Consider the following 18,352-nt stretch of genomic DNA (forward strand, 5'->3'; position numbering starts at 1 on the left):
GACGCTTTATGAAAAAAAGAATAAGAACGATTTTGGCTCTCCTTTTGGTTTTGGTCAGCTTAAGTGCCTGCCGTGGGAAGAGCGTTGCAGAGCAAGATATTGCAAAAACGAGTATTGAAAAAAATCAAATCGTATGGGGCGTAAAATATGACACTCGACTTTTTGGGTTAATGGATATCGCAACAGGCGAGGTTCGTGGTTTTGATATCGATATTGCGCGAAAAATCACGGAAAAACTTTTAGGTCGTGACGGGAATGCAATTTTTGTAGAAGTGACATCGAAAACGCGGATTCCTTTATTAAAAAATGGCAATATCGATGCCATCGTCGCAACTATGACGATTTCAGAAGAACGAAAAAAACAAGTTGATTTTTCAGACGTCTATTTTGATGCTGGACAATCCCTTTTAGTGAAAAAAGGTGGCTCAATTAAAAGTGTCGATGACCTAAGTGCTGAAAATACTGTATTGGCAGTAAAAGGTTCCACCTCTGCAGCGAACATTCGCGAGCATGCACCTGATGCGAAAATTTTAGAATTGGAAAATTATTCTGAGGCGTTCACCGCTTTGCAATCCGGTCAAGGGGATGTCATGACCACAGATAACGCAATTTTATTGGGAATGGCTTCAGCAAATAATGAGTACGAGCTTGTCGGAGGAACCTTTACAGAAGAGCCGTATGGCATTGCGATTAATAAAGGACAGGAGAATTTTTTAAACGAGGTCAATCAAGCATTGAAAGAAATGCATGAAGACGGTAGTTACGATGAGATTTTCCAAAAATGGTTCCCTGATGCGGAAACTGGAAAGGTGGCGGAATAATTATGCTTACACTTTTTAATGAATATTCTGGTATGTTTCTGGAAGGGTTTAAGTTCACCATTTACTCCAGTCTGATTGCACTATTTTTTAGTTTGTTGATTGGGACAATGATGGCGATTCTTCAATTAGCTAAAAGTAAAATCATCCGTGGTTTAGCAAGAGCATACGTTGAATTTTTCAGAAATATTCCCTTGTTGATTATTGCCATGTTTTTCTTTGTTGTCTTACCGATGTACGGCGCAAATATTGATGGGTTCCAAGCTGGGACGATTGGACTAGTCATTTATACTTCAGCATTTATTGCAGAAACCGTTCGTTCAGGAATCCAGACCGTTCCCAAAGGACAAATGGAGGCGGGGCTCTCTTCAGGCTTTACCTACGCACAAACAATGCGATATATTATTTTGCCTCAAGCGTTCAAAATCGTGGTTCCACCATTAGGCAATCAATTCATCAATTTAGTAAAAAATTCTTCGGTTTTGGCGATGGTCGCTGGATTAGATTTGATGTATCAAGGAGATTTGATTGCCGGAGAGACTTTTAATACGTTTGATACGTATATTATCGTAGGGATTTTCTATTTGACACTTACATTGCCATTGTCGTATTTGATGGTTTATCTAGAAAAACGCTGGGCAGTTCGCTCTTAGAAAGGGGAGAAGATAATGAATTTTTTTGATGCATTTTCATGGGTAAATCTGCGCTTTCTTTTTGAGGGACTGCGGGTAACGGTGGAAGTCTCACTGCTTTCTATCGTTTTTAGTTTTTTAATCGGTGGACTTGCTGGTGTGATTCGTTTTTCCAAAGTTCCATTTCTGTCACGGATCATCGGCATAATTATTGATGTGATTCGTAATTTACCGTTGCTGCTGATTATTTTCTTTACCTACTTTGCTTTACCGCAAATTGGGATTAGCTTTGACATTTTTTGGTCAGCAGTCGTAGCGCTGACAATTTTTGAATCAGCCATGTTGTCAGAAATTTTTCGTGCTGGCTTAAATGCCGTACCAAAAGGACAGATGGAGGCAGGTTTATCGACTGGATTAAGTTATCTTGAATCGATGAGGACAATTGTTTTACCACAGGCTTTTAAATCAATGATTCCAGCGATTCTCAGTCAGTTGATTTCTTTGATTAAAGATACTTCACTGGCAGTAATTATTTCATTGCCGGAGTTAACTCATAATGCTAAAATTATTTACGGTCAAAATGAACAATATGTTTTGCCGATGTTTTTGGCAATGACGATTGCCTACTTTGCTGTTTGTTATCTACTATCTTTGGTTTCCCGTTATTTGGAAACAAAGCAATACAACTATTAAAAGAACTGCGGAGAACGAATCGTTTTCCGCGGTTTCTTCTTTTCTTACAATTATTAAGGGATCTTAATGCTCTGACACAGAATTAAAAGCTAGACTTGAAAAAAAACAAAAAAAAGGAGAAAATAGGGACATTGGACTGATAAAAAAGATCCCTGAGTAAAGGAAGAAAAATATATGTCAAATGAACAACCTATCGGCTTTATCGATTCCGGTGTTGGAGGTTTAACGGTTGTTAAAGAAGCACTGAAACAATTGCCGAATGAATCGATCGTTTATCTTGGCGATACCGCTCGTTGTCCATATGGGCCACGTCCTGCAGAGCAAGTTGTTGAATTTACATGGCAGATGACTAATTTTCTGCTGGAAAAGAAAATCAAATTGTTAGTGATTGCCTGCAATACAGCTACAGCAGTTGCTTTAGAAGAAATTAAAGATCAGTTGCCGATTCCAGTAGTCGGGGTTATCTTACCCGGTTCACGAGCGGCAGTTAAATTCACCAAAAATCAACGAATCGGAGTGATTGGTACCCAAGGAACGATCAGAAGCGGTTCCTATGAACGGGCGATCCGTGCTAAAACACCAAGCAGCAAAGTCTTTAGTCTGGCGTGTCCAAAATTTGTTCCTATCGTTGAAAGCAATGAGTATCAGTCTTCTGTTGCAAAAAAAATTGTTGCAGAAACCTTACTACCGCTAAAAAATAAAAAAATTGATACTTTGGTGCTGGGGTGTACCCATTATCCGTTGTTGCGTCCACTTATTCAAAATGTGGTGGGCAATGTGCATTTGATTGATTCGGGGGCAGAAACTGTTGGGGAAGTCAGCATGCTGTTGGATTATTTTGGCATTGCAGCAGCGTCTAATAAGCCGCCGCAACGCACCTTTTACACCACAGGCTCGACAAAAATGTTTGATGAAATTGCCAATGACTGGCTAGAAATCAATGTCGAAGCACAACATATCGAATTAGGAGGAGCACATTAATGCGTCATGATGGTCGTAGCATTCAAGATATCCGTAAAATCACCATTGAAACAAATGTCTACAAATATCCAGAAGGGTCGGTTGTTATTTCTTTTGGTGATACAAAGGTGATTTGTTCCGCAACGGTTGAACAGTCCGTTCCGCCTTTTTTACGAGATAGCCACACCGGATGGGTTACAGCAGAATATAGCATGCTACCTCGTGCTACGGCTAGTCGAAATCGTCGAGAAAGCAGCAAGGGAAAAATTTCCGGTAGAACAATGGAAATTCAACGACTGATTGGTCGTTCCTTGCGGGCTGTTGTTGATTTGAAAAAATTAGGCGAGCGCAGTATCGTTGTTGATTGTGATGTCCTGCAGGCAGATGGCGGCACGCGAACTGCCAGTATCACTGGTGCGTTTGTTGCTTTGCGTTTGGCGGTCAACCAACTATTGCAAAAAAATATTTTGACGGAAGATCCCATTAAGGAACATTTGGCAGCAATCAGCGTGGGGATTTTACCAGACGGGGAAATTGTAACGGATCTGGATTATGAAGAAGATTTTTCAGCACTCGTTGATATGAATCTGGTAATGACCGAGTCCGGACGTTTTGTTGAGATTCAGGGAACTGGAGAAGAAGCGACCTTCGACGGAGAACAATTAAATAGTATGCTCTTTTTTGGCAAAACAGCCATCGAGTCATTAATTGCTTTTCAAAAAGAAGCATTACTAGAAGAGGTAGCGTCAACAGATGATCAAACAATTGTTATTGCCACGAGAAATCCCGGAAAAGCCAAAGAATTTCATGCCCTTTTTGGCGCATCAGGGTATCAAGTGAAAACTTTGCTTGATTTTCCTGAATTACCTGATGTTGCTGAAACTGGAAAAACCTTTGAAGAAAATGCCCGTCTAAAGGCAGAAACGATTGCCCAGATTTTAAAACGGCCAGTTTTAGCTGATGATTCAGGTTTGAAGGTGGATGCGTTACATGGGATGCCGGGAATTTATTCTGCTCGGTTTGCCGGTGAACGAAAAAGCGATGCGGCAAACAACGCAAAATTATTACATGAATTAACCGGTGTGCCGGATGAGAAACGTACCGCACAATTTCACTGCACCTTGGTTTTTGCTGCGCCCAACAAAGAAAGCTTAGTGGTTGAAGCCGAATGGCCGGGACGAATTGCTCGAATCCCTCGAGGAGAAAATGGCTTTGGCTATGATCCGCTTTTTATCGTTGATGGACTGGAAAAGCATGCGGCAGAATTACCTGCGGCAGAAAAGAACAAGCTTAGTCACCGAGGACAGGCATTGCAAAAATTGCAAGCTGTCTGGCTGGATTGGTTGGAAGGAGACGGATAGTGTGAAGTATTTAGTCGTGAGTGATAGTCATAGTGATCGGGAGATTTTAGTTGATATTTTAGAAAAAAATCAAGATTCTGTCGATTATTTTTTTCACTGTGGGGATTCTGAGCTGAGCAGTGCAGACCCTCTGTTTGAAACCTACACTGTAGTTGGGGGGAATTGCGATTTTGATGCTGGATTTTTGGATCGCCAATTGGTACAAACGCCCTTGGATCGCATTTACATGACCCATGGACATTTATCTAATGTTCGTTTTGGTTTGACGCAGATTTCATTGGAAGCACAGCAAGCAGATGCGAACATCGTTTTGTTCGGGCACACACATCAAATCGGCTGCGAGTTGGTACAGCATCGCTTGTATCTTAATCCCGGCAGCATTTCTCAACCTCGAGGATCCATTCAGGTTCACAGCTATGCTATTATTACCAGTGAGGAAAAGGGGTATCAAATTCAATACTATGATCGAAGTCATCAACCAGTCAAGGAGCTGGCGTTTGAATTTGCTCGTTGAAAGTAAATAAAAATTGTCTAATTTTTTATAAAAAGAAAGCGATTCATCTGCTTTCTTTTGTTTTTTTAGGTACAATGAAGAGGTAGCTAGAAGCAGAAATGGAGGCAACTTGATGATAGGGCAAACGGTAAAAGAGTTGTTGCTGGAAAAACAAGATACGTTTGTAGTCCCTGCAGATAATGTCGCAAACTTAATGTATGCAAATCCTTTAGACCATGCGTTATTGGTTTTGTCAAAAGTCGGTTATTCAAAAATTCCCGTTTTGGATAAAGAAGATCACTTTGTTGGCTTGATCGGTTTGAATGATATCGTGGGTAAGATGATTGATTTGACCAAAATCGATACCGATAATCTCTCGGGTATGACAGTAGCAGATGTTATGGAAGTAAATGTGACTTGTATAAGGGAAGATAGTCCACTAGAAGACATTTTGCACTTGTTGGTAGATAATTCTTTTCTACCGATGGTGGATGATGAAAATCGTTTTGTGGGAATCATTACGCGAAAAGAAATTTTAAAATCGGTTAATCATTTGGCGCATGAAATCGAGCGCAGATATGAATTAGTACCGAAAGTAGCCAAAGAATCAGAAGGCTTAAAGGTTATTTGAGAGAAAAACGTTCAACTGTTTAAATAGTTGAGCGTTTTTATATGGAAAAAACTAGGTAAACGGGGGGAATATGGAGAAGATTTTTCATGATGCATTCGGAGTATATGGCGTAATTTTTGAAAAAAACAGACTTCTTTTAATTAAGAAGAAAGGCGGACCCTATACGAATCGGTATGATTTACCGGGAGGAAGTTTAGAAACAGGGGAAAGTTTATCAGCAACGCTGCAACGAGAAATAAAAGAAGAAACTGGAATAATAGCGACGAAGTGGCAGCAATTAGGAACAAGCAGTATTATTTTGCCTTGGCACTATCAAAATGCAACCATGAACCGGCATATCTGTGTGTTTTATCAAGTTTCAGAATATATTGGTGATGTTCAACAGGAAGTTACTGATTTTATGGGACAGGATTCCTTGGGAGCTGCGTGGGTTCCTTTGTCCTTGATTACCAACGAAAATGCTTCACCAATTGTGTGGTTAGCAAAAGAGTATTGTTTAAAAAAGAAAAATCCTTTTTCAGAAATTTATCTAGATAAATGGCAAGTACAAGAAAAACCACAATTTTAAATTATAAATAAAAAATCTGAAGGATACCTATCAAAAAGGTTATTCTTCAGATTTTCCATTTTATACAGAAGTTTTTTTACGCCAAACCAGCTATTGGATCATTGGGAATCGTAAAACCAGCCTCAGTCAAAGCGTCTACTGAAGCCGCCAAAAAGTCTTCCTTGATAGAAGCTTGCTTACCGTTTAATACGTACATCGTTGTACGTATCGCATAATTACTGTTACCCAAATCAACCAGTCCGAAAATTGTTGGTGGAGTTTGAATGTCACCTTCATGTGCTTCTCGTATTTTTTGGTTGGTTGTCTCAATAATACCACGAATCTGAGCAATGCCTTCACTAGGCAAAATACGGACATCAACAACTACCTGCATATTGGCGCGGGAAGTATTACTAATGGTGGTAATATTACGGTTGGGAACAAAGTGAACAGTTCCGTCTAACGATTTCATCTGTAATGTTCGAATTCCTACCGAAGTCACGGTTCCTTCAATGGAAAGATTTGCCAATCGAATGTAATCACCAACATCAATTTGTTGTTCCATGATAATGAAAAAACCGGTGATGATATCATTCATAAATCCCTGTGCACCAAGACCAATTGCCAAACCAGCAATCCCGGCACCGGCTAACAAGGAGCCGACTGGGATACCGATCGTCGATAGCAAAGAGTAGATAAAAAAGAAGCCCAGTGTGTAGTGTACGACGTTTTGGATCAAAGTATGTAACGTGTGGACCCGACTTTCGTTCATATTGTTTCGTTTTTTATAGGAATGGTAACTGCGGTCGACTAAAAAATCACCTAGCCGAAACAGCAGCCCAAAAAGAATCAATAATAGAAGTAGTGTCAATCCTTTTTGGATCAAAATACCAACGATTGCTTCCCAATCAATATTGTTCCACCAGCGTTGCAGTGCATTAAGTTGTTCTGCAGCAGGTTCGGTTAATTTTGAACCTGTTGAATCCGTTGTTTCAGCAACAGCTAAAAACATAAAAAAATCTCTCCCTAGCATACAAAGTTAGGTCTATTGTAACAATTTTCGCAAAAAAAGCCTACCTTGAAAAGGCAGACTTTAGGAATTTCTAGCAATTAAAAATTAAGAAAGGTGGACCCCTTTATCGACAAAAATCACTTCACCGATAATTCCACTGGACAGTGGGCTGATTAAAAAGGCACAAGCATTGCCAACTTCTTCAATGGTAACACCCACATGATCTGGTGTACGATCCTCTGATAATTGGATTAGTTTTTGATAATCTTTCACACCAGTCACGGCCAAAGTCTTGATAGCACCGGCGGAAACTCCGTTGACGCGAATTCCTTTAGGAGATAATTCTGCGGCTAAATAGCGAACAGAGGCTTCTAACGCTGCTTTAGCAATCCCCATCATGTTGTAATTTGGCACAGCTCGCTGTGCACCAAGATAGGAAAGGGTGACAATACCGCTGTTTTCTGCCAAAATCGGTTGGGCATAGCGGGTGACCGCAATCAGAGAATAGGCACTGATATCTTGTGCCAACTGATAGCCATCGCGAGAAATTGCTGTCACTTCTCCAGACAAATCATCTTTGTTGGCATAAGCTACTGCATGGACCACACCATGAATTTCTCCCGCATACTCTTTGATTGTTTCAAATGCCTGTTGGATACTTTCATCACTGGCAACATCACATTCCACAACAAAATCGTTGGCATCAATCAGTTTTTGTAACGGTTTTTTCATCCGTTCATTTTGATACGTATAGATTACTTCAGCTCCTTGTTGGCGAAGTGCTTGGGCACAACCCCAGGCGATGCTGCGTTTATTTGCCACACCCATTACGACAATTTTTTTTCCACTTAAAAAACTCATGTTTCCACTCCTTATTCATGTTTGTATTAAATTTTCATACCGTATACCATTCCACTAGACGTTTTGGAGAAAGTAGAACTGGCATCCTTATTCCTATCTGTAGTAAATTTTACGACGGATAGTATTGTTTAAAATGATTCTCTGGTTTTTAACCTTGCTTTATTATTAGCTAATATGGTTTGATTGTCAAACTAATTTTTTCTAATTAAATACTAATTTGCCATATTTATTTGAATATGTTACTTTGATTATCAAAGTAATTAACTTTTAAAATTGTAAGGAGACGACCAATGAAAAAAGCCTTAACAGAAGTTGAAGTAATGGAATTGATTCCGAATCGCTATCCGATTTTTTATATTGACTATGTGGACGAACTGGAGCCTGGAAAAAAAATCATTGCAACGAAAAATGTTACGATGAATGAAGATTTTTTCCAAGGTCATTTTCCTGGAAATCCTGTGATGCCAGGTGCCTTGATTTTAGAAACATTGGCGCAGGCAGGGTCCATTCTTATTTTAAAAACGGAAGAATTTCTAGGCAGAACGGCTTACATCGGTGGAATCAACAAAGCAAAATTCCGACGAAAAGTGACACCGGGGGATGTTCTGAAATTAATGTTTGAAATTACGAAAATCAAAGGAAGCGTTGGCACAGCACAGGCAATAGCAACAGTAGAAGGAGAAAAGGCTGCTGAATGTGAGTTTACATTTATTGTCGGTGATCAGAAATAAAAAAGAACTTTTCGCTTTTTTACTGGCGAAAAGTTCTTTTTTGTATCTGTTGAAAATTTATTTTGCTTCTTGCAGAATTTTGATGGATTCGATTTTAACCGGGTTTTTTGGAGTGGAATCTTCTCCCTGACTATTTGCTTCGCCGGTAGTTTCAGCTTTGGCAATTTTATCAACGACGTCCATTCCTTCGATGACTTGACCAAATACGGTGTATTGACCGTCTAGACTTGGTGCACCGCCTTCTTTATATGTTTCGATAATTTTCTCCGGCGTAAATTGTTTTGCTAAATTACCGGACATATCGTCATGGTTTTGGACGATAAAAAATTGACTTCCGATGCTGTTAGGTTGGCTTGACTGTGCCATGGATAGAGCGCCACGAATATTGTATAACTGGTTGGAAATCTCAGGCCCGAATCCTTCGCCCCAAATACTTTCGCCACCAGAACCGTCGCCTTTTGGATCACCGCCTTGAATCATAAAATCTTCAACCACTCGGTGGAAAGTCAACCCATCATAGTAACCATCTTTGGCATGAGTTACAAAATTTTCAACGGCTTTTGGTGCTTGTTCTGGAAAAAGTTTGATTTTGATTGAACCGTCAGTCGTGACCATTTCAATCAAATCTTCATTTTCTGCCACTTCTGTACTTAGTTGTGGAAGTTCTACTTTACTTAAGTCAACGGAGGATTCCGTTGTTTGTTCTGAACTACTGCTTGTTGTTTGTTGATTGCCACAGGCGCCTAAGAAAAAAGTTGCTGCGATCGAACCAAAAATAAGCCATTTTTTTGTTTTCATTTGTTTTTCCTTTCTCATTTGTATTCTAGATAAGGATAACAAATATCTAAAAGACTGACTAGTCTTTCTAAAAAAAATCAGTAAAAGGAAAGGTGTAGACCAAATTAAAGCAGAATGATATAATGAAAGTGCATTCAAAAAAAGCAGTAAATACTAGGAGGAAACACAATGGGAAAATTAGGTATTTCGATTTATCCAGAACGTTCAACGTTTGAAAAGGACAAAACATATTTAGAGCTAGCGCATAAATATGGATTTAAACGGGTATTTACCAGTCTTTTGCAAATCAAAGACGACAAAGAAAAAGTATTAGCTGAATTTAAACGTGTAGTTGATTACGCAAACAGCTTGGATATGGAAGTCATGGTGGATATTAATCCAGCTTTGTTTGAACAATTAGATATTTCCTATGACGATTTATCCTTCTTTAAAGATCTCGGTGCTGACGGGGTACGATTGGACGTTGGGTTTACTGGAGCAGAAGAAGCTCGGATGACTCGAAATCCTTATGGCATCAAAATCGAGATCAATATGAGCAGCGGAACAAATTATGTAGATAACATCATGAGCTACTCACCAAATACGAATCATTTACTGGGTTCACATAATTTTTATCCTCATCGTTATTCTGGCTTGAGCTATGATCATTTTGTTTATTGCTCAGAAAAATTCCGTAAATATAATTTGAACACTATGGCGTTTGTCAACTCTCATGACGCAACCTTTGGACCATGGCCAACACAAGACGGCCTTTGTTCTTTGGAAGACCATCGAGAACTAGAAATCGCAACTCAAGTAAAACATTTAATGCTGACCGGCTTGATCGATGATATCACGATTGGAAATGCCTACGCGTCAGAACGAGAATTACAAGCGATGGCAGAAGCCTTCACTTCACCATACCCAACATTGAAAGTCGATGTGGCAGAAGATATTTTAGAAAATGAACGGATTTGTTTGTTCGACAACCTACACAGCTACCGTGGGGATCGTTCCGAATATATCCTACGTTCAACAATGACTCGGGTATATTACAAAGACAAAGAATTTCCGCCTCATAACACAAAAGATATGACTCGTGGCGATGTGTTGATTGATAATGTAGAATTTGGTCAATACAAAGGGGAAACACAAATTGCGTTGAAGGACATGAAAAATGACGGTCGCGTAAACGTTGTCGGACGAATTGCCGATGACGAATTATTTTTGCTGAATTTCATTAAACCTTGGTCTAACTTTAAACTGATTGAAAACAAATAAAAAAACTCGCTTGCAAGTCAGATCCGACTGCAAGCGAGTTTTTTGTCGATATTTGGATTAAAAATTAAAGATTAGCGAATTTTTCCAACAAACGAATCATTTGGCAAGTGAAGCCATATTCATTGTCGTACCAAGCAACCGTTTTGACCAATTGGAAATCTCCGGCTGAAGTTACTTCTGTTTGAGTTGGATCAAAGATTGAACCTTCTGTCGTTCCAATAACATCAGTAGAAACGATTTGACGATCATCGTAACCAAAGGAAGGATTGTCCACCGTATGTTTCTTGATTGCTTCGTTTACTTCCTCTGCAGTCACCTTAGTTTTCAAAATTGAAACGAGCTCCGTCAAGGAACCATCAACAACAGGAACCCGTTGTGCATGTCCTTGCAGTTTTCCGTTCAATTCTGGAATAACTAAACCAATTGCTTTAGCTGCACCAGTAGAATGAGGAATGGTATTATCCGCAGCTGAACGAGCCGCCCGTAAATTTCCTCCACGAACAGGACCATCCAACAACATTTGGGTTGATGTATAAGCATGAACCGTTGTCATTGTTCCAACTTCAATACCAAATTCATTATTTAAGAAATAAGCCATCGGTGCCAGACAGTTTGTGGTACAAGAACCTGCTGAGATAATGGTATCATCTGAGGTCAAGGTATCATCGTTGACATTGTAAACGATCGTCTTCATTTGTCCGGCAGGAGCTGAAATAACCACGCGTTTTACTCCGGCATCTAAATGGGCCTGTGCTTTTTCTTTCGATGTATAGAAACCAGTACATTCCAATACGATATCGACGCCATTATCTTTTGCCCAAGGGATCTTACTTGCATCAGGTTCGGCATAGACACGGGTTTCTTCACCATCGACCACAATCGAATTATCTGTTGCCGTAACAGTTCCTGGATAGGTTCCGTGAGTTGAATCAAACTGTAGGAGCTGAGCTAACATCACTGGACTTGTTAAATCATTGATTGCAACAACTTCAATATCATCTGAAACTTCTTTGATTCGACGAAAGGCAAGACGTCCAATTCGTCCGAAACCGTTAATACCAACTTTTACTGTCATAAAATTTCCTCCCTGGTGCATGATTTATTTTTTATAAAACCTTCCATTTTGAAAAGGCTTTATTCTATTAATATCATGACTGCAACCAGCTTTTTTGTCAAAGAATTCGTCTTTTGTGAGAAAAAAAGAAAGCAAAAAATAATTGAAACTTTTCAACGGCTATTGGACACTAATGGGGTGTAAAGGAGGGATAATGCAGTGCCGAAAATGACAGAAAAACAATTAGAATTAGCAAAGTTAGCGGTTAAAGGAAACAAAACTGCTTACGAGGAATTGTTGATTCAAGAATATGACTATATTTATCGAACAGCATTTCTTTATCTACACTCACAAGAAGATGCTCTGGATGCCGTTCAGGAAGCGACTTTCCAGGGAATGCGAACTATACGCAAGTTGGTACAACCCGAATATTTTTATACATGGTTTACCAGAATTCTGATTCGCACTTCCGGGAAAATTTTGACCAAACGTGGAAATACTCAGCAAATACCGCTTGAAGAGGTTGCGGTACCCATTGAAGATTTCAGTGGTTCGTCCGAAACAAGCATGGATCTTACGGAAGCAATGAAAAAAATCAATCAAAATTATCGAGAAGTGTTGCAATTATTTTATTATCAGGATTTTTCTATTAAAGAGATCAGCCGCTTATTAAAAATACCAGAAGGAACCGTGAAAACCTATCTGGCTCGTGGTCGTCAACAACTTCAACAGTTTTTAGGAGGAAATTATTATGAATGAAAAAAAGATAATAAAAGAAATGATCGAACAAATTCCAGTACCACGTCAAAAAGTAATCGATGCGATTCATAGTGGAACAAAACGAAGTCCATTTTATAGCAAGAGGAAACGCGGTCAAATCCGCTTATCAATTGGCTTAGTTGCAGCACTCACACTCTTTTTTGCCAGTGGTTTCATCAACCCCACTATTGGACGCGCGTTCGCTCAACTTCCGTGGATTGGTCATTTTTATGCGCGAAATGGAGACTCTCTTGGTGAGATGATGCTAGAGGAGGGGAAAACACAGGCCTTAAATCTGACTGAAACAAAAAATGGCATAAACGTCACAGTGAATGATGCGTATTATGAGGGGGATATTCTCTCATTTACTGGAACCGTTACGGGAGATATTCCCAATTTAAATAAGGAAAATGAACTTTCTTTGGAAATCGCCGAACAAAAAATAGCAGTAAGTGAAGGAACAGCGTTTGAAGAAATAAAGAATGGGTATAAGTTTCAAATCCATCAAAGATTGTCCTCAGAGCAAATTCCCGATGCTTCCACATTTTTATTAGAGATTACAACCATTAATGGTGTTAAAGGGCCGTGGACTTTCTCTATTCCTCTGAAACAATCAAAAGGGGAAAAAATTGACGTAGATAAAACGCTCGATTTTGGGGTTGATGGACTCAAGTATCAACTTGTTTCACTTAACCCGTCTGAAAAAATCAGCACATTGGATGTTCAAATCAATCAGTCAAAAACTGATGCGACGATTGAAGGAATGAAAATCCTCGATGAGGAGGGAAATGATCTTTTATTTTCTAAAAACAGCCAACTCCTTGATAATGGAAATCAACGTTTACAGTTAAAGGAACTTCCGAAAAAGAATACCAAGTATACATTTGAAGCTGTATATGAACAAAATGAGTACTCAAAATTAATCTCCCTGGAAGATAAACAAACACTCTTAACGTCTTCCTTTGATCTTTTGAGCTTCCAGTTGCTCAACAGCAAAGTAGAAAATGGCAAGGCAGTCATTACCTATCAAGTAAAACATGCACCAAAAAAATCAGCGTTTGTCCATAACCTTGGGTATTGTCTACGTATCTCAACGAAAGACTATCATGCTATTTCGGATAATAATACTGATGCATCTGATAATGCTAGTCAAACAAGTAGTCAGGTGAAAGTGATTGATGGGGAAAAAGGAATCTATCAAAATACGTTTGATTTAACTGAGAAAGAGCAACTAACCACTGCCGCCTTGAATGAATTATATTTTAGCGTGAAGTTTGATGAAGGAATCACAGAAACTCAGACAGTAAAAGCATCTGTCATTTTTTATCAATAAAAAGAGAAAAACTTCCTAAAGTTCTTCCAACTTTCCTAGTCAATTCGTTGATTCTATGGTACATTGAATCGGCGCATGCGAAATTGTTTCTGAAAAACAATAAGTAGACGATAGCGGTTGTTTTCCGCTATAATAAATAGGAATTGAAGTGAGGAGGACAAGAAAATGTCCATGTTTTTAGATCAAGTGACCATTGACGTAAAAGCCGGAAAAGGCGGTGACGGCATGGTGGCATTTAGAAGAGAGAAATATGTTCCAGACGGCGGACCGGCCGGTGGGGATGGCGGGCACGGCGGCGATATTATTTTAGTCGTTGACGAAGGCTTACGGACGTTGATGGATTTTCGTTACAATCGTCATTTTAAAGCATTATCTGGCGAAAACGGTATGAGTAAAGGAATGCACGGTAGAGGAGCAGAAGATACCTTTGTTAAGGTGCCACCTGGTACAACAGTTCGTGATGCTGAAACTGGTGCATTACTGGGTGATTTGGTTGATGAGGGTCAGACATTAGTCATCGCAAAAGGTGGTCGAGGCGGCCGAGGAAATACCCGGTTTGCTTCACCCAAAAATCCTGCACCTGAATTAGCAGAAAATGGTGAACCCGGACAAGAACGAAAACTTGAATTAGAGTTAAAAGTTTTGGCGGATGTTGGTTTGGTTGGATTCCCTTCTGTTGGAAAATCTACCTTATTATCAGTTATTTCATCTGCCCGTCCTAAAATCGATGCCTATCATTTTACTACCTTGGTGCCAAACCTTGGTATGGTAACTTCTTCTGATGGACGGAGTTATGCCGTAGCTGATTTACCAGGATTGATTGAAGGAGCGTCTCAAGGTGTAGGATTAGGGACTCAATTTTTGCGGCACATCGAACGGACACGTGTTATTTTGCATGTAATCGATATGAGTGGCATGGAAGGTCGAGATCCCTACGAAGACTATCTGGCAATCAACAAAGAATTAGCTTCACATAATTTGCGTTTGATGGAACGTCCGCAAATTATCGTAGCAAATAAAATGGATATGCCGGAATCTGAAGAAAATCTGAAGAAGTTTAAGAAACAGATTGCAAAAGAAAAAACCGATGAATATGCAGATGATCTGCCAATTTTTCCAATCTCCAGTGTGACCCGCAAAGGAATCAATGCTTTACTAAATGCTACGGCTGATTTATTAGAAGTAACGCCAGAGTTTCCTCTTTATGAAGAAGAACTGGAAGAAGATGCAGTACATTACGGTTTTACTGCAGAAGGTCCTGAATTTGAAATCGATCGTGAACCTGATGCTTCATGGACGCTTTCTGGCGAGAAAATCGAAAAACTATTCCAGATGACGAATTTCGACCATGATGAGACGGTGATGCGCTTTGCCCGTCAATTGCGAGGATTAGGTGTGGACGAAGCCTTACGTGCCCGTGGAGCAAAAGATGGCGATATCGTTCGGATTGGTAATTTTGAATTTGAATTTGTTGAATAAGCAATTTGCAAAAAGAGTGGATGAGTTAAAATAGCGAAAACCAGTTTATGAGCAATCATGAACTGGTTTTTTAAGTGCTTTCTTTTCCCATTCTTGCAAATTACTGGTAAAATTTAAGAGAATAAAATAACGGAGGACTGAGAATATGACAAAAAGAGTAATTGTTATGAACTTTGAAGTAACATCCCAAGCTTATCAAGCATTTTCTGAAATTAAGAAATTGGCGGCTCAAGGAGCTGTCAAAGGGGAACAAATGGCTGTTGTCACTCATTCGGTAGGGGATCATAAATTTTCTATCGATGATTTTCTAGATTTTACAGGTAGCAATAAAACTTCCAAAGGCGGACTGATCGGCATGTTGGTGGGGATTCTTGGCGGACCGTTGGGCGTTCTTCTTGGCTGGTTTGGAGGGAGTATGATTGGAGCCACTCAAGATGCTAAAGAAATCAAAGATGCCCAAAATGTTTTTGAATTTGTTATCAATCAAATCAGCGAAGGACAAACAGGGCTGATTTTGATTGCAGACGAAGAAGACAATCGTCCCATCAATCAGGTGATCATTAACGAATTAGGCGGCGGCATCACGCGCTTGGAATTAGAAGATGTGGAAGAAGAGGTCAGAAAAGCCCGGGAAGTTGAAAAAAATACGCAGGAAAATGCCAAGAAAGATTGGCAGTCAAAGCATGAAGAAAATTCAGCTACAGCCGAAATCAACTCAAATAAAAAGTAAGAAAAAGAGAACTGAAAATGATATACTAGTCCCTAGTGGTGAGAATATTCACCTAAACATCAAGTGAATTAGTAGAAAGATGGAAAAAAATGGAACTAGAATTTTTAGGAACTGGCGCCGGTGTTCCGGCAAAGCATCGAAATGTCAGCAGTATTGCTTTTAAACTTTTAGACGAACGGAATGCCGTTTGGCTTTTTGACTGTGGTGAAGGAACGCAAATGCAAATTTTGCGGACGAATATTCGCCCAAGAAAAATCGAAAAAATTTTTATCACCCATCTTCATGGGGATCATATCTTTGGATTACCGGGACTGATCAGTAGCCGTTCATTTCAAGGGGGCAATGAAGCCCTTGAAATTTATGGACCTAAAGGCGTTAAAAATTTTATCCAAACTGCGTTGAAAACTTCCCAAACTCGTTTGAGCTACCCAATAAAATATATTGAGATTGAAAATGAAGGTCTACTTTTCAAAGACCAGCAATTTCAGGTCTATTGCCACAAATTAGAGCATGGAATTACCAGCTATGGTTTTCGAATCGTTGAAGCTGACCATGATGGTGAATTACAGGTTGCTGCGTTGCAAGAGCTAGGAATTGCACCAGGACCAATTTATGGACAATTAAAAAAAGGCATGACTGTGGCTTTACCTGATGGACGAAAAATCAGTGGCAAGGATTTCGTTGGAACTGCGAAAAAAGGGCGAATCGTAACGATTTTAGGAGATACCCGAAAAACGCAAAATGCAGTGGCACTTGCACAAAATGCAGATGTGCTGGTTCACGAAAGCACCTTTAATAAAAATGAAGCACAGATGGCAAAGGCCTATTTTCATTCTACAACGCATCAAGCAGCGGAAGTAGCAAAGAATGCACAAGTCAAGCAGTTGTTGTTGACCCATATCAGTGCGCGTTATTTAGGCAAAGATGTGTTGGGCTTAGAAGCTGAAGCACAGGAAATTTTTCCAAATACAAAAATTGTGAAGGATTTTGATGTGATTGAAATTCCTTTTTGTGAGAAATAAGGAAGGAGCGATACAATGGATTTAGAAGATAAAATCGTTTTAGTTACCGGCAGCTCTGCCGGACTAGGAGAACAAATTTGTTATGAAGCAGCAAGAAAAGGCGCTATTGTAATCACCTGCGCCCGTCGAATCAATTTGATTGGTAAAGTCAAAGACAACTGTAGCGAATTAAGCGGGAAACCCGCCTATGCTTTTCAGCTTGATGTCAGCAATCCTGAAAGTATCGAGAGCTTTTTAGAAAAAGTTGCTGAAATCGGAACAGTAGATGTCTTGGTTAATAACGCTGGCTTTGGTTTTTTTGATAACTTTGCCGATTTTGATCTAGAACAGGCAAGAAATATGTTCGAAGTCAATGTGTTAGGGATGATGTTTTTGACACAAAAGATCCTTTTAGAAATGTTGAAAGAAAAGAAGGGGCATATTATCAATATCGCCTCGATGGCTGGAAAAATGGCAACGCCCAAATCCGCAGTTTATTCAGCAACGAAATATGCAGTGTTGGGATTCTCTAACGCTTTGCGTCTGGAGTTGAAACCTTCTAATATTCATGTAACAACTGTTAATCCTGGACCAATTCGGACTGAATTTTTTGACAAAGCAGATCCTTCAGGGGATTATCTTGCGACGGTCGATGCCTTTGTTTTAGATCCGCAAAAATTAGCGGCAACAATTGTCCGTAGCATGGAAAGACCAGTACGAGAAATCAATCGGCCCCGCATTATGGAAGTGGCAGCTCGATTTTATACGTTGTTCCCGACCATTGGTGATTATTTAGCAGGCGGGATTTTTAACCAAAAGTGAGGGAAATAGATGAAAAATCAATGGCGGGCAATTTTAGGCTTTATTTTGGTTTTGATCGTTGTTTTGTTTGCCGTATTTAATACAATGCCGGTGGCAATTAATTTTGGCTTTGGAAAAATCGAGGCACCGTTAATTTTGGTGATTCTTGGTTCGACGATTTTAGGTGCGATAATTCTTTTTCTTACTTCCACCAGTACGCTATGGCAACAACGAAAAACCATCAAAGAATTAAGCAAACAATTAACGGATTACCAAGAAAATTTTCAAGAAAAAGTACAGGCAGAAGTAGCAAAAGAAAAGCGAATCTGGCAAAATCAGCAAATGGATGCTACAGAAGCAGTTCCTGAAAAAGCGATTGATGAGCCTGAGGAATAAAC

21 protein-coding genes are annotated in these 18,352 nt (G+C 39.6%); 17 read left to right on the forward strand and 4 right to left on the reverse strand.

Going from position 1 to position 18,352, the window contains the following annotated elements:
- Positions 1-8: 8 nt before the first annotated feature.
- The 8 genes from FFM66_RS04715 to FFM66_RS04750 all read left to right on the forward strand — a co-directional run bounded on the left by FFM66_RS04715 (position 9) and on the right by FFM66_RS04750 (position 6,156).
- Positions 9-821, forward strand: coding sequence for a transporter substrate-binding domain-containing protein (locus FFM66_RS04715; protein ID WP_137605156.1), 813 nt, complete (start codon positions 9-11; stop codon positions 819-821).
- Between the two features lie 2 nt (positions 822-823).
- Entirely contained in the window at positions 824-1,471 is a 648-nt protein-coding gene (locus FFM66_RS04720; protein WP_137605157.1) for an amino acid ABC transporter permease, read from the forward strand.
- Between the two features lie 15 nt (positions 1,472-1,486).
- The gene (locus tag FFM66_RS04725) at positions 1,487-2,143 is read left to right on the forward strand and encodes an amino acid ABC transporter permease (protein WP_048605175.1); all 657 of its coding nucleotides are present in this window, start codon (positions 1,487-1,489) and stop codon (positions 2,141-2,143) included.
- Between the two features lie 174 nt (positions 2,144-2,317).
- On the forward strand, positions 2,318-3,124 hold the full coding sequence (racE, locus tag FFM66_RS04730) for a glutamate racemase (protein WP_137605158.1): 807 nt from the start codon (positions 2,318-2,320) through the stop codon (positions 3,122-3,124).
- Positions 3,124-4,464: a ribonuclease PH gene (gene rph / locus FFM66_RS04735; protein WP_137605159.1), complete on the forward strand. Its 1,341-nt coding sequence runs from the start codon at positions 3,124-3,126 to the stop codon at positions 4,462-4,464. The genes racE and rph overlap by 1 nt, the downstream gene beginning before the upstream one ends.
- 1 nt (position 4,465) lies before the next feature.
- Positions 4,466-4,978 carry a metallophosphoesterase gene (locus FFM66_RS04740; protein ID WP_137605160.1) on the forward strand — a complete coding sequence of 171 codons (513 nt, stop codon included), beginning with the start codon at positions 4,466-4,468 and terminating at the stop codon, positions 4,976-4,978.
- Positions 4,979-5,090: 112 nt separating this feature from the next.
- Positions 5,091-5,588 carry a cyclic-di-AMP-binding protein CbpB gene (gene cbpB, locus FFM66_RS04745; RefSeq protein WP_137605161.1) on the forward strand — a complete coding sequence of 166 codons (498 nt, stop codon included), beginning with the start codon at positions 5,091-5,093 and terminating at the stop codon, positions 5,586-5,588.
- A 70-nt stretch (positions 5,589-5,658) separates the two neighbouring features.
- Positions 5,659-6,156 (forward strand): NUDIX hydrolase, encoded by a 498-nt coding sequence (locus tag FFM66_RS04750; protein WP_137605162.1) that lies wholly within the window; start codon positions 5,659-5,661, stop codon positions 6,154-6,156.
- Between the two features lie 76 nt (positions 6,157-6,232).
- Here FFM66_RS04750 and FFM66_RS04755 read toward each other — a convergent pair whose 3' ends face one another.
- Together FFM66_RS04755 and fabI are read right to left on the reverse strand one after the other, a co-directional pair.
- Complete coding sequence (locus FFM66_RS04755) at positions 6,233-7,147, reverse strand: mechanosensitive ion channel family protein (protein ID WP_137605163.1); 915 nt, start codon at positions 7,145-7,147, stop codon at positions 6,233-6,235.
- Positions 7,148-7,252: 105 nt separating this feature from the next.
- The gene (gene fabI / locus FFM66_RS04760; RefSeq protein WP_048605182.1) at positions 7,253-8,008 is read right to left on the reverse strand and encodes an enoyl-ACP reductase FabI; all 756 of its coding nucleotides are present in this window, start codon (positions 8,006-8,008) and stop codon (positions 7,253-7,255) included.
- 290 nt (positions 8,009-8,298) lie between these two features.
- Between fabI and fabZ the strand changes: the two genes are divergently transcribed.
- On the forward strand, positions 8,299-8,739 hold the full coding sequence (gene fabZ / locus FFM66_RS04765; protein ID WP_048605184.1) for a 3-hydroxyacyl-ACP dehydratase FabZ: 441 nt from the start codon (positions 8,299-8,301) through the stop codon (positions 8,737-8,739).
- 57 nt (positions 8,740-8,796) lie between these two features.
- On the opposite strand, the gene FFM66_RS04770 is transcribed toward fabZ, so the two are convergent.
- Positions 8,797-9,537: a peptidylprolyl isomerase gene (locus FFM66_RS04770; RefSeq protein ID WP_048605185.1), complete on the reverse strand. Its 741-nt coding sequence runs from the start codon at positions 9,535-9,537 to the stop codon at positions 8,797-8,799.
- A 168-nt stretch (positions 9,538-9,705) separates the two neighbouring features.
- Between FFM66_RS04770 and FFM66_RS04775 the strand changes: the two genes are divergently transcribed.
- Positions 9,706-10,797 (forward strand): DUF871 domain-containing protein, encoded by a 1,092-nt coding sequence (locus tag FFM66_RS04775; protein ID WP_137605164.1) that lies wholly within the window; start codon positions 9,706-9,708, stop codon positions 10,795-10,797.
- Between the two features lie 64 nt (positions 10,798-10,861).
- Here the strand turns inward: FFM66_RS04775 and gap are convergent, their stop codons facing one another.
- Complete coding sequence (gap, locus tag FFM66_RS04780) at positions 10,862-11,872, reverse strand: type I glyceraldehyde-3-phosphate dehydrogenase (RefSeq protein WP_048605187.1); 1,011 nt, start codon at positions 11,870-11,872, stop codon at positions 10,862-10,864.
- A gap of 207 nt (positions 11,873-12,079) precedes the next feature.
- On the opposite strand from gap, the gene FFM66_RS04785 reads away from it, so the two are divergent.
- The 7 genes from FFM66_RS04785 to FFM66_RS04815 all read left to right on the forward strand — a co-directional run bounded on the left by FFM66_RS04785 (position 12,080) and on the right by FFM66_RS04815 (position 18,350).
- On the forward strand, positions 12,080-12,610 hold the full coding sequence (locus FFM66_RS04785; RefSeq protein ID WP_048605352.1) for a sigma-70 family RNA polymerase sigma factor: 531 nt from the start codon (positions 12,080-12,082) through the stop codon (positions 12,608-12,610).
- A complete protein-coding gene (locus FFM66_RS04790) occupies positions 12,603-13,943 on the forward strand; it encodes a DUF4179 domain-containing protein (protein WP_137605165.1) in 1,341 nt (446 codons plus the stop codon). Before FFM66_RS04785 ends, FFM66_RS04790 begins: the two co-directional genes overlap by 8 nt.
- A 165-nt stretch (positions 13,944-14,108) precedes the next feature.
- Positions 14,109-15,422, forward strand: coding sequence for a GTPase ObgE (gene obgE, locus FFM66_RS04795; RefSeq protein ID WP_137605166.1), 1,314 nt, complete (start codon positions 14,109-14,111; stop codon positions 15,420-15,422).
- 145 nt (positions 15,423-15,567) lie between these two features.
- Positions 15,568-16,152: a DUF1269 domain-containing protein gene (locus FFM66_RS04800; protein ID WP_137605167.1), complete on the forward strand. Its 585-nt coding sequence runs from the start codon at positions 15,568-15,570 to the stop codon at positions 16,150-16,152.
- A gap of 89 nt (positions 16,153-16,241) precedes the next feature.
- Positions 16,242-17,174: a ribonuclease Z gene (gene rnz / locus FFM66_RS04805; RefSeq protein WP_137605168.1), complete on the forward strand. Its 933-nt coding sequence runs from the start codon at positions 16,242-16,244 to the stop codon at positions 17,172-17,174.
- Positions 17,175-17,189: 15 nt separating this feature from the next.
- The gene (locus tag FFM66_RS04810; protein ID WP_137605169.1) at positions 17,190-17,975 is read left to right on the forward strand and encodes an SDR family NAD(P)-dependent oxidoreductase; all 786 of its coding nucleotides are present in this window, start codon (positions 17,190-17,192) and stop codon (positions 17,973-17,975) included.
- Between the two features lie 9 nt (positions 17,976-17,984).
- On the forward strand, positions 17,985-18,350 hold the full coding sequence (locus tag FFM66_RS04815) for a LapA family protein (protein WP_048605193.1): 366 nt from the start codon (positions 17,985-17,987) through the stop codon (positions 18,348-18,350).
- Positions 18,351-18,352: the final 2 nt, after the last annotated feature.

This window comes from Enterococcus songbeiensis (assembly GCF_005405265.1).
Lineage (GTDB): Bacteria > Bacillota > Bacilli > Lactobacillales > Enterococcaceae > Enterococcus_C > Enterococcus_C songbeiensis.

Bases quoted from the DNA above. Each gene is read 5' to 3' on its own strand.
- FFM66_RS04715 (WP_137605156.1), top strand. From the start codon at position 9: ATGAAAAAAAGAATAAGAACGATTTTGGCTCTCCTTTTGGTTTTGGTC.
- FFM66_RS04720 (WP_137605157.1), top strand. From the start codon at position 824: ATGCTTACACTTTTTAATGAATATTCTGGTATGTTTCTGGAAGGGTTT.
- FFM66_RS04725 (WP_048605175.1), top strand. From the start codon at position 1,487: ATGAATTTTTTTGATGCATTTTCATGGGTAAATCTGCGCTTTCTTTTT.
- racE (WP_137605158.1), top strand. From the start codon at position 2,318: ATGTCAAATGAACAACCTATCGGCTTTATCGATTCCGGTGTTGGAGGT.
- rph (WP_137605159.1), top strand. From the start codon at position 3,124: ATGCGTCATGATGGTCGTAGCATTCAAGATATCCGTAAAATCACCATT.
- cbpB (WP_137605161.1), top strand. From the start codon at position 5,091: ATGATAGGGCAAACGGTAAAAGAGTTGTTGCTGGAAAAACAAGATACG.
- FFM66_RS04750 (WP_137605162.1), top strand. From the start codon at position 5,659: ATGGAGAAGATTTTTCATGATGCATTCGGAGTATATGGCGTAATTTTT.
- FFM66_RS04755 (WP_137605163.1), bottom strand. From the start codon at position 7,147: ATGTTTTTAGCTGTTGCTGAAACAACGGATTCAACAGGTTCAAAATTA.
- fabI (WP_048605182.1), bottom strand. From the start codon at position 8,008: ATGAGTTTTTTAAGTGGAAAAAAAATTGTCGTAATGGGTGTGGCAAAT.
- fabZ (WP_048605184.1), top strand. From the start codon at position 8,299: ATGAAAAAAGCCTTAACAGAAGTTGAAGTAATGGAATTGATTCCGAAT.
- FFM66_RS04770 (WP_048605185.1), bottom strand. From the start codon at position 9,537: ATGAAAACAAAAAAATGGCTTATTTTTGGTTCGATCGCAGCAACTTTT.
- FFM66_RS04775 (WP_137605164.1), top strand. From the start codon at position 9,706: ATGGGAAAATTAGGTATTTCGATTTATCCAGAACGTTCAACGTTTGAA.
- gap (WP_048605187.1), bottom strand. From the start codon at position 11,872: ATGACAGTAAAAGTTGGTATTAACGGTTTCGGACGAATTGGACGTCTT.
- FFM66_RS04785 (WP_048605352.1), top strand. From the start codon at position 12,080: ATGACAGAAAAACAATTAGAATTAGCAAAGTTAGCGGTTAAAGGAAAC.
- FFM66_RS04790 (WP_137605165.1), top strand. From the start codon at position 12,603: ATGAATGAAAAAAAGATAATAAAAGAAATGATCGAACAAATTCCAGTA.
- obgE (WP_137605166.1), top strand. From the start codon at position 14,109: ATGTCCATGTTTTTAGATCAAGTGACCATTGACGTAAAAGCCGGAAAA.
- FFM66_RS04800 (WP_137605167.1), top strand. From the start codon at position 15,568: ATGACAAAAAGAGTAATTGTTATGAACTTTGAAGTAACATCCCAAGCT.
- rnz (WP_137605168.1), top strand. From the start codon at position 16,242: ATGGAACTAGAATTTTTAGGAACTGGCGCCGGTGTTCCGGCAAAGCAT.
- FFM66_RS04810 (WP_137605169.1), top strand. From the start codon at position 17,190: ATGGATTTAGAAGATAAAATCGTTTTAGTTACCGGCAGCTCTGCCGGA.
- FFM66_RS04815 (WP_048605193.1), top strand. From the start codon at position 17,985: ATGAAAAATCAATGGCGGGCAATTTTAGGCTTTATTTTGGTTTTGATC.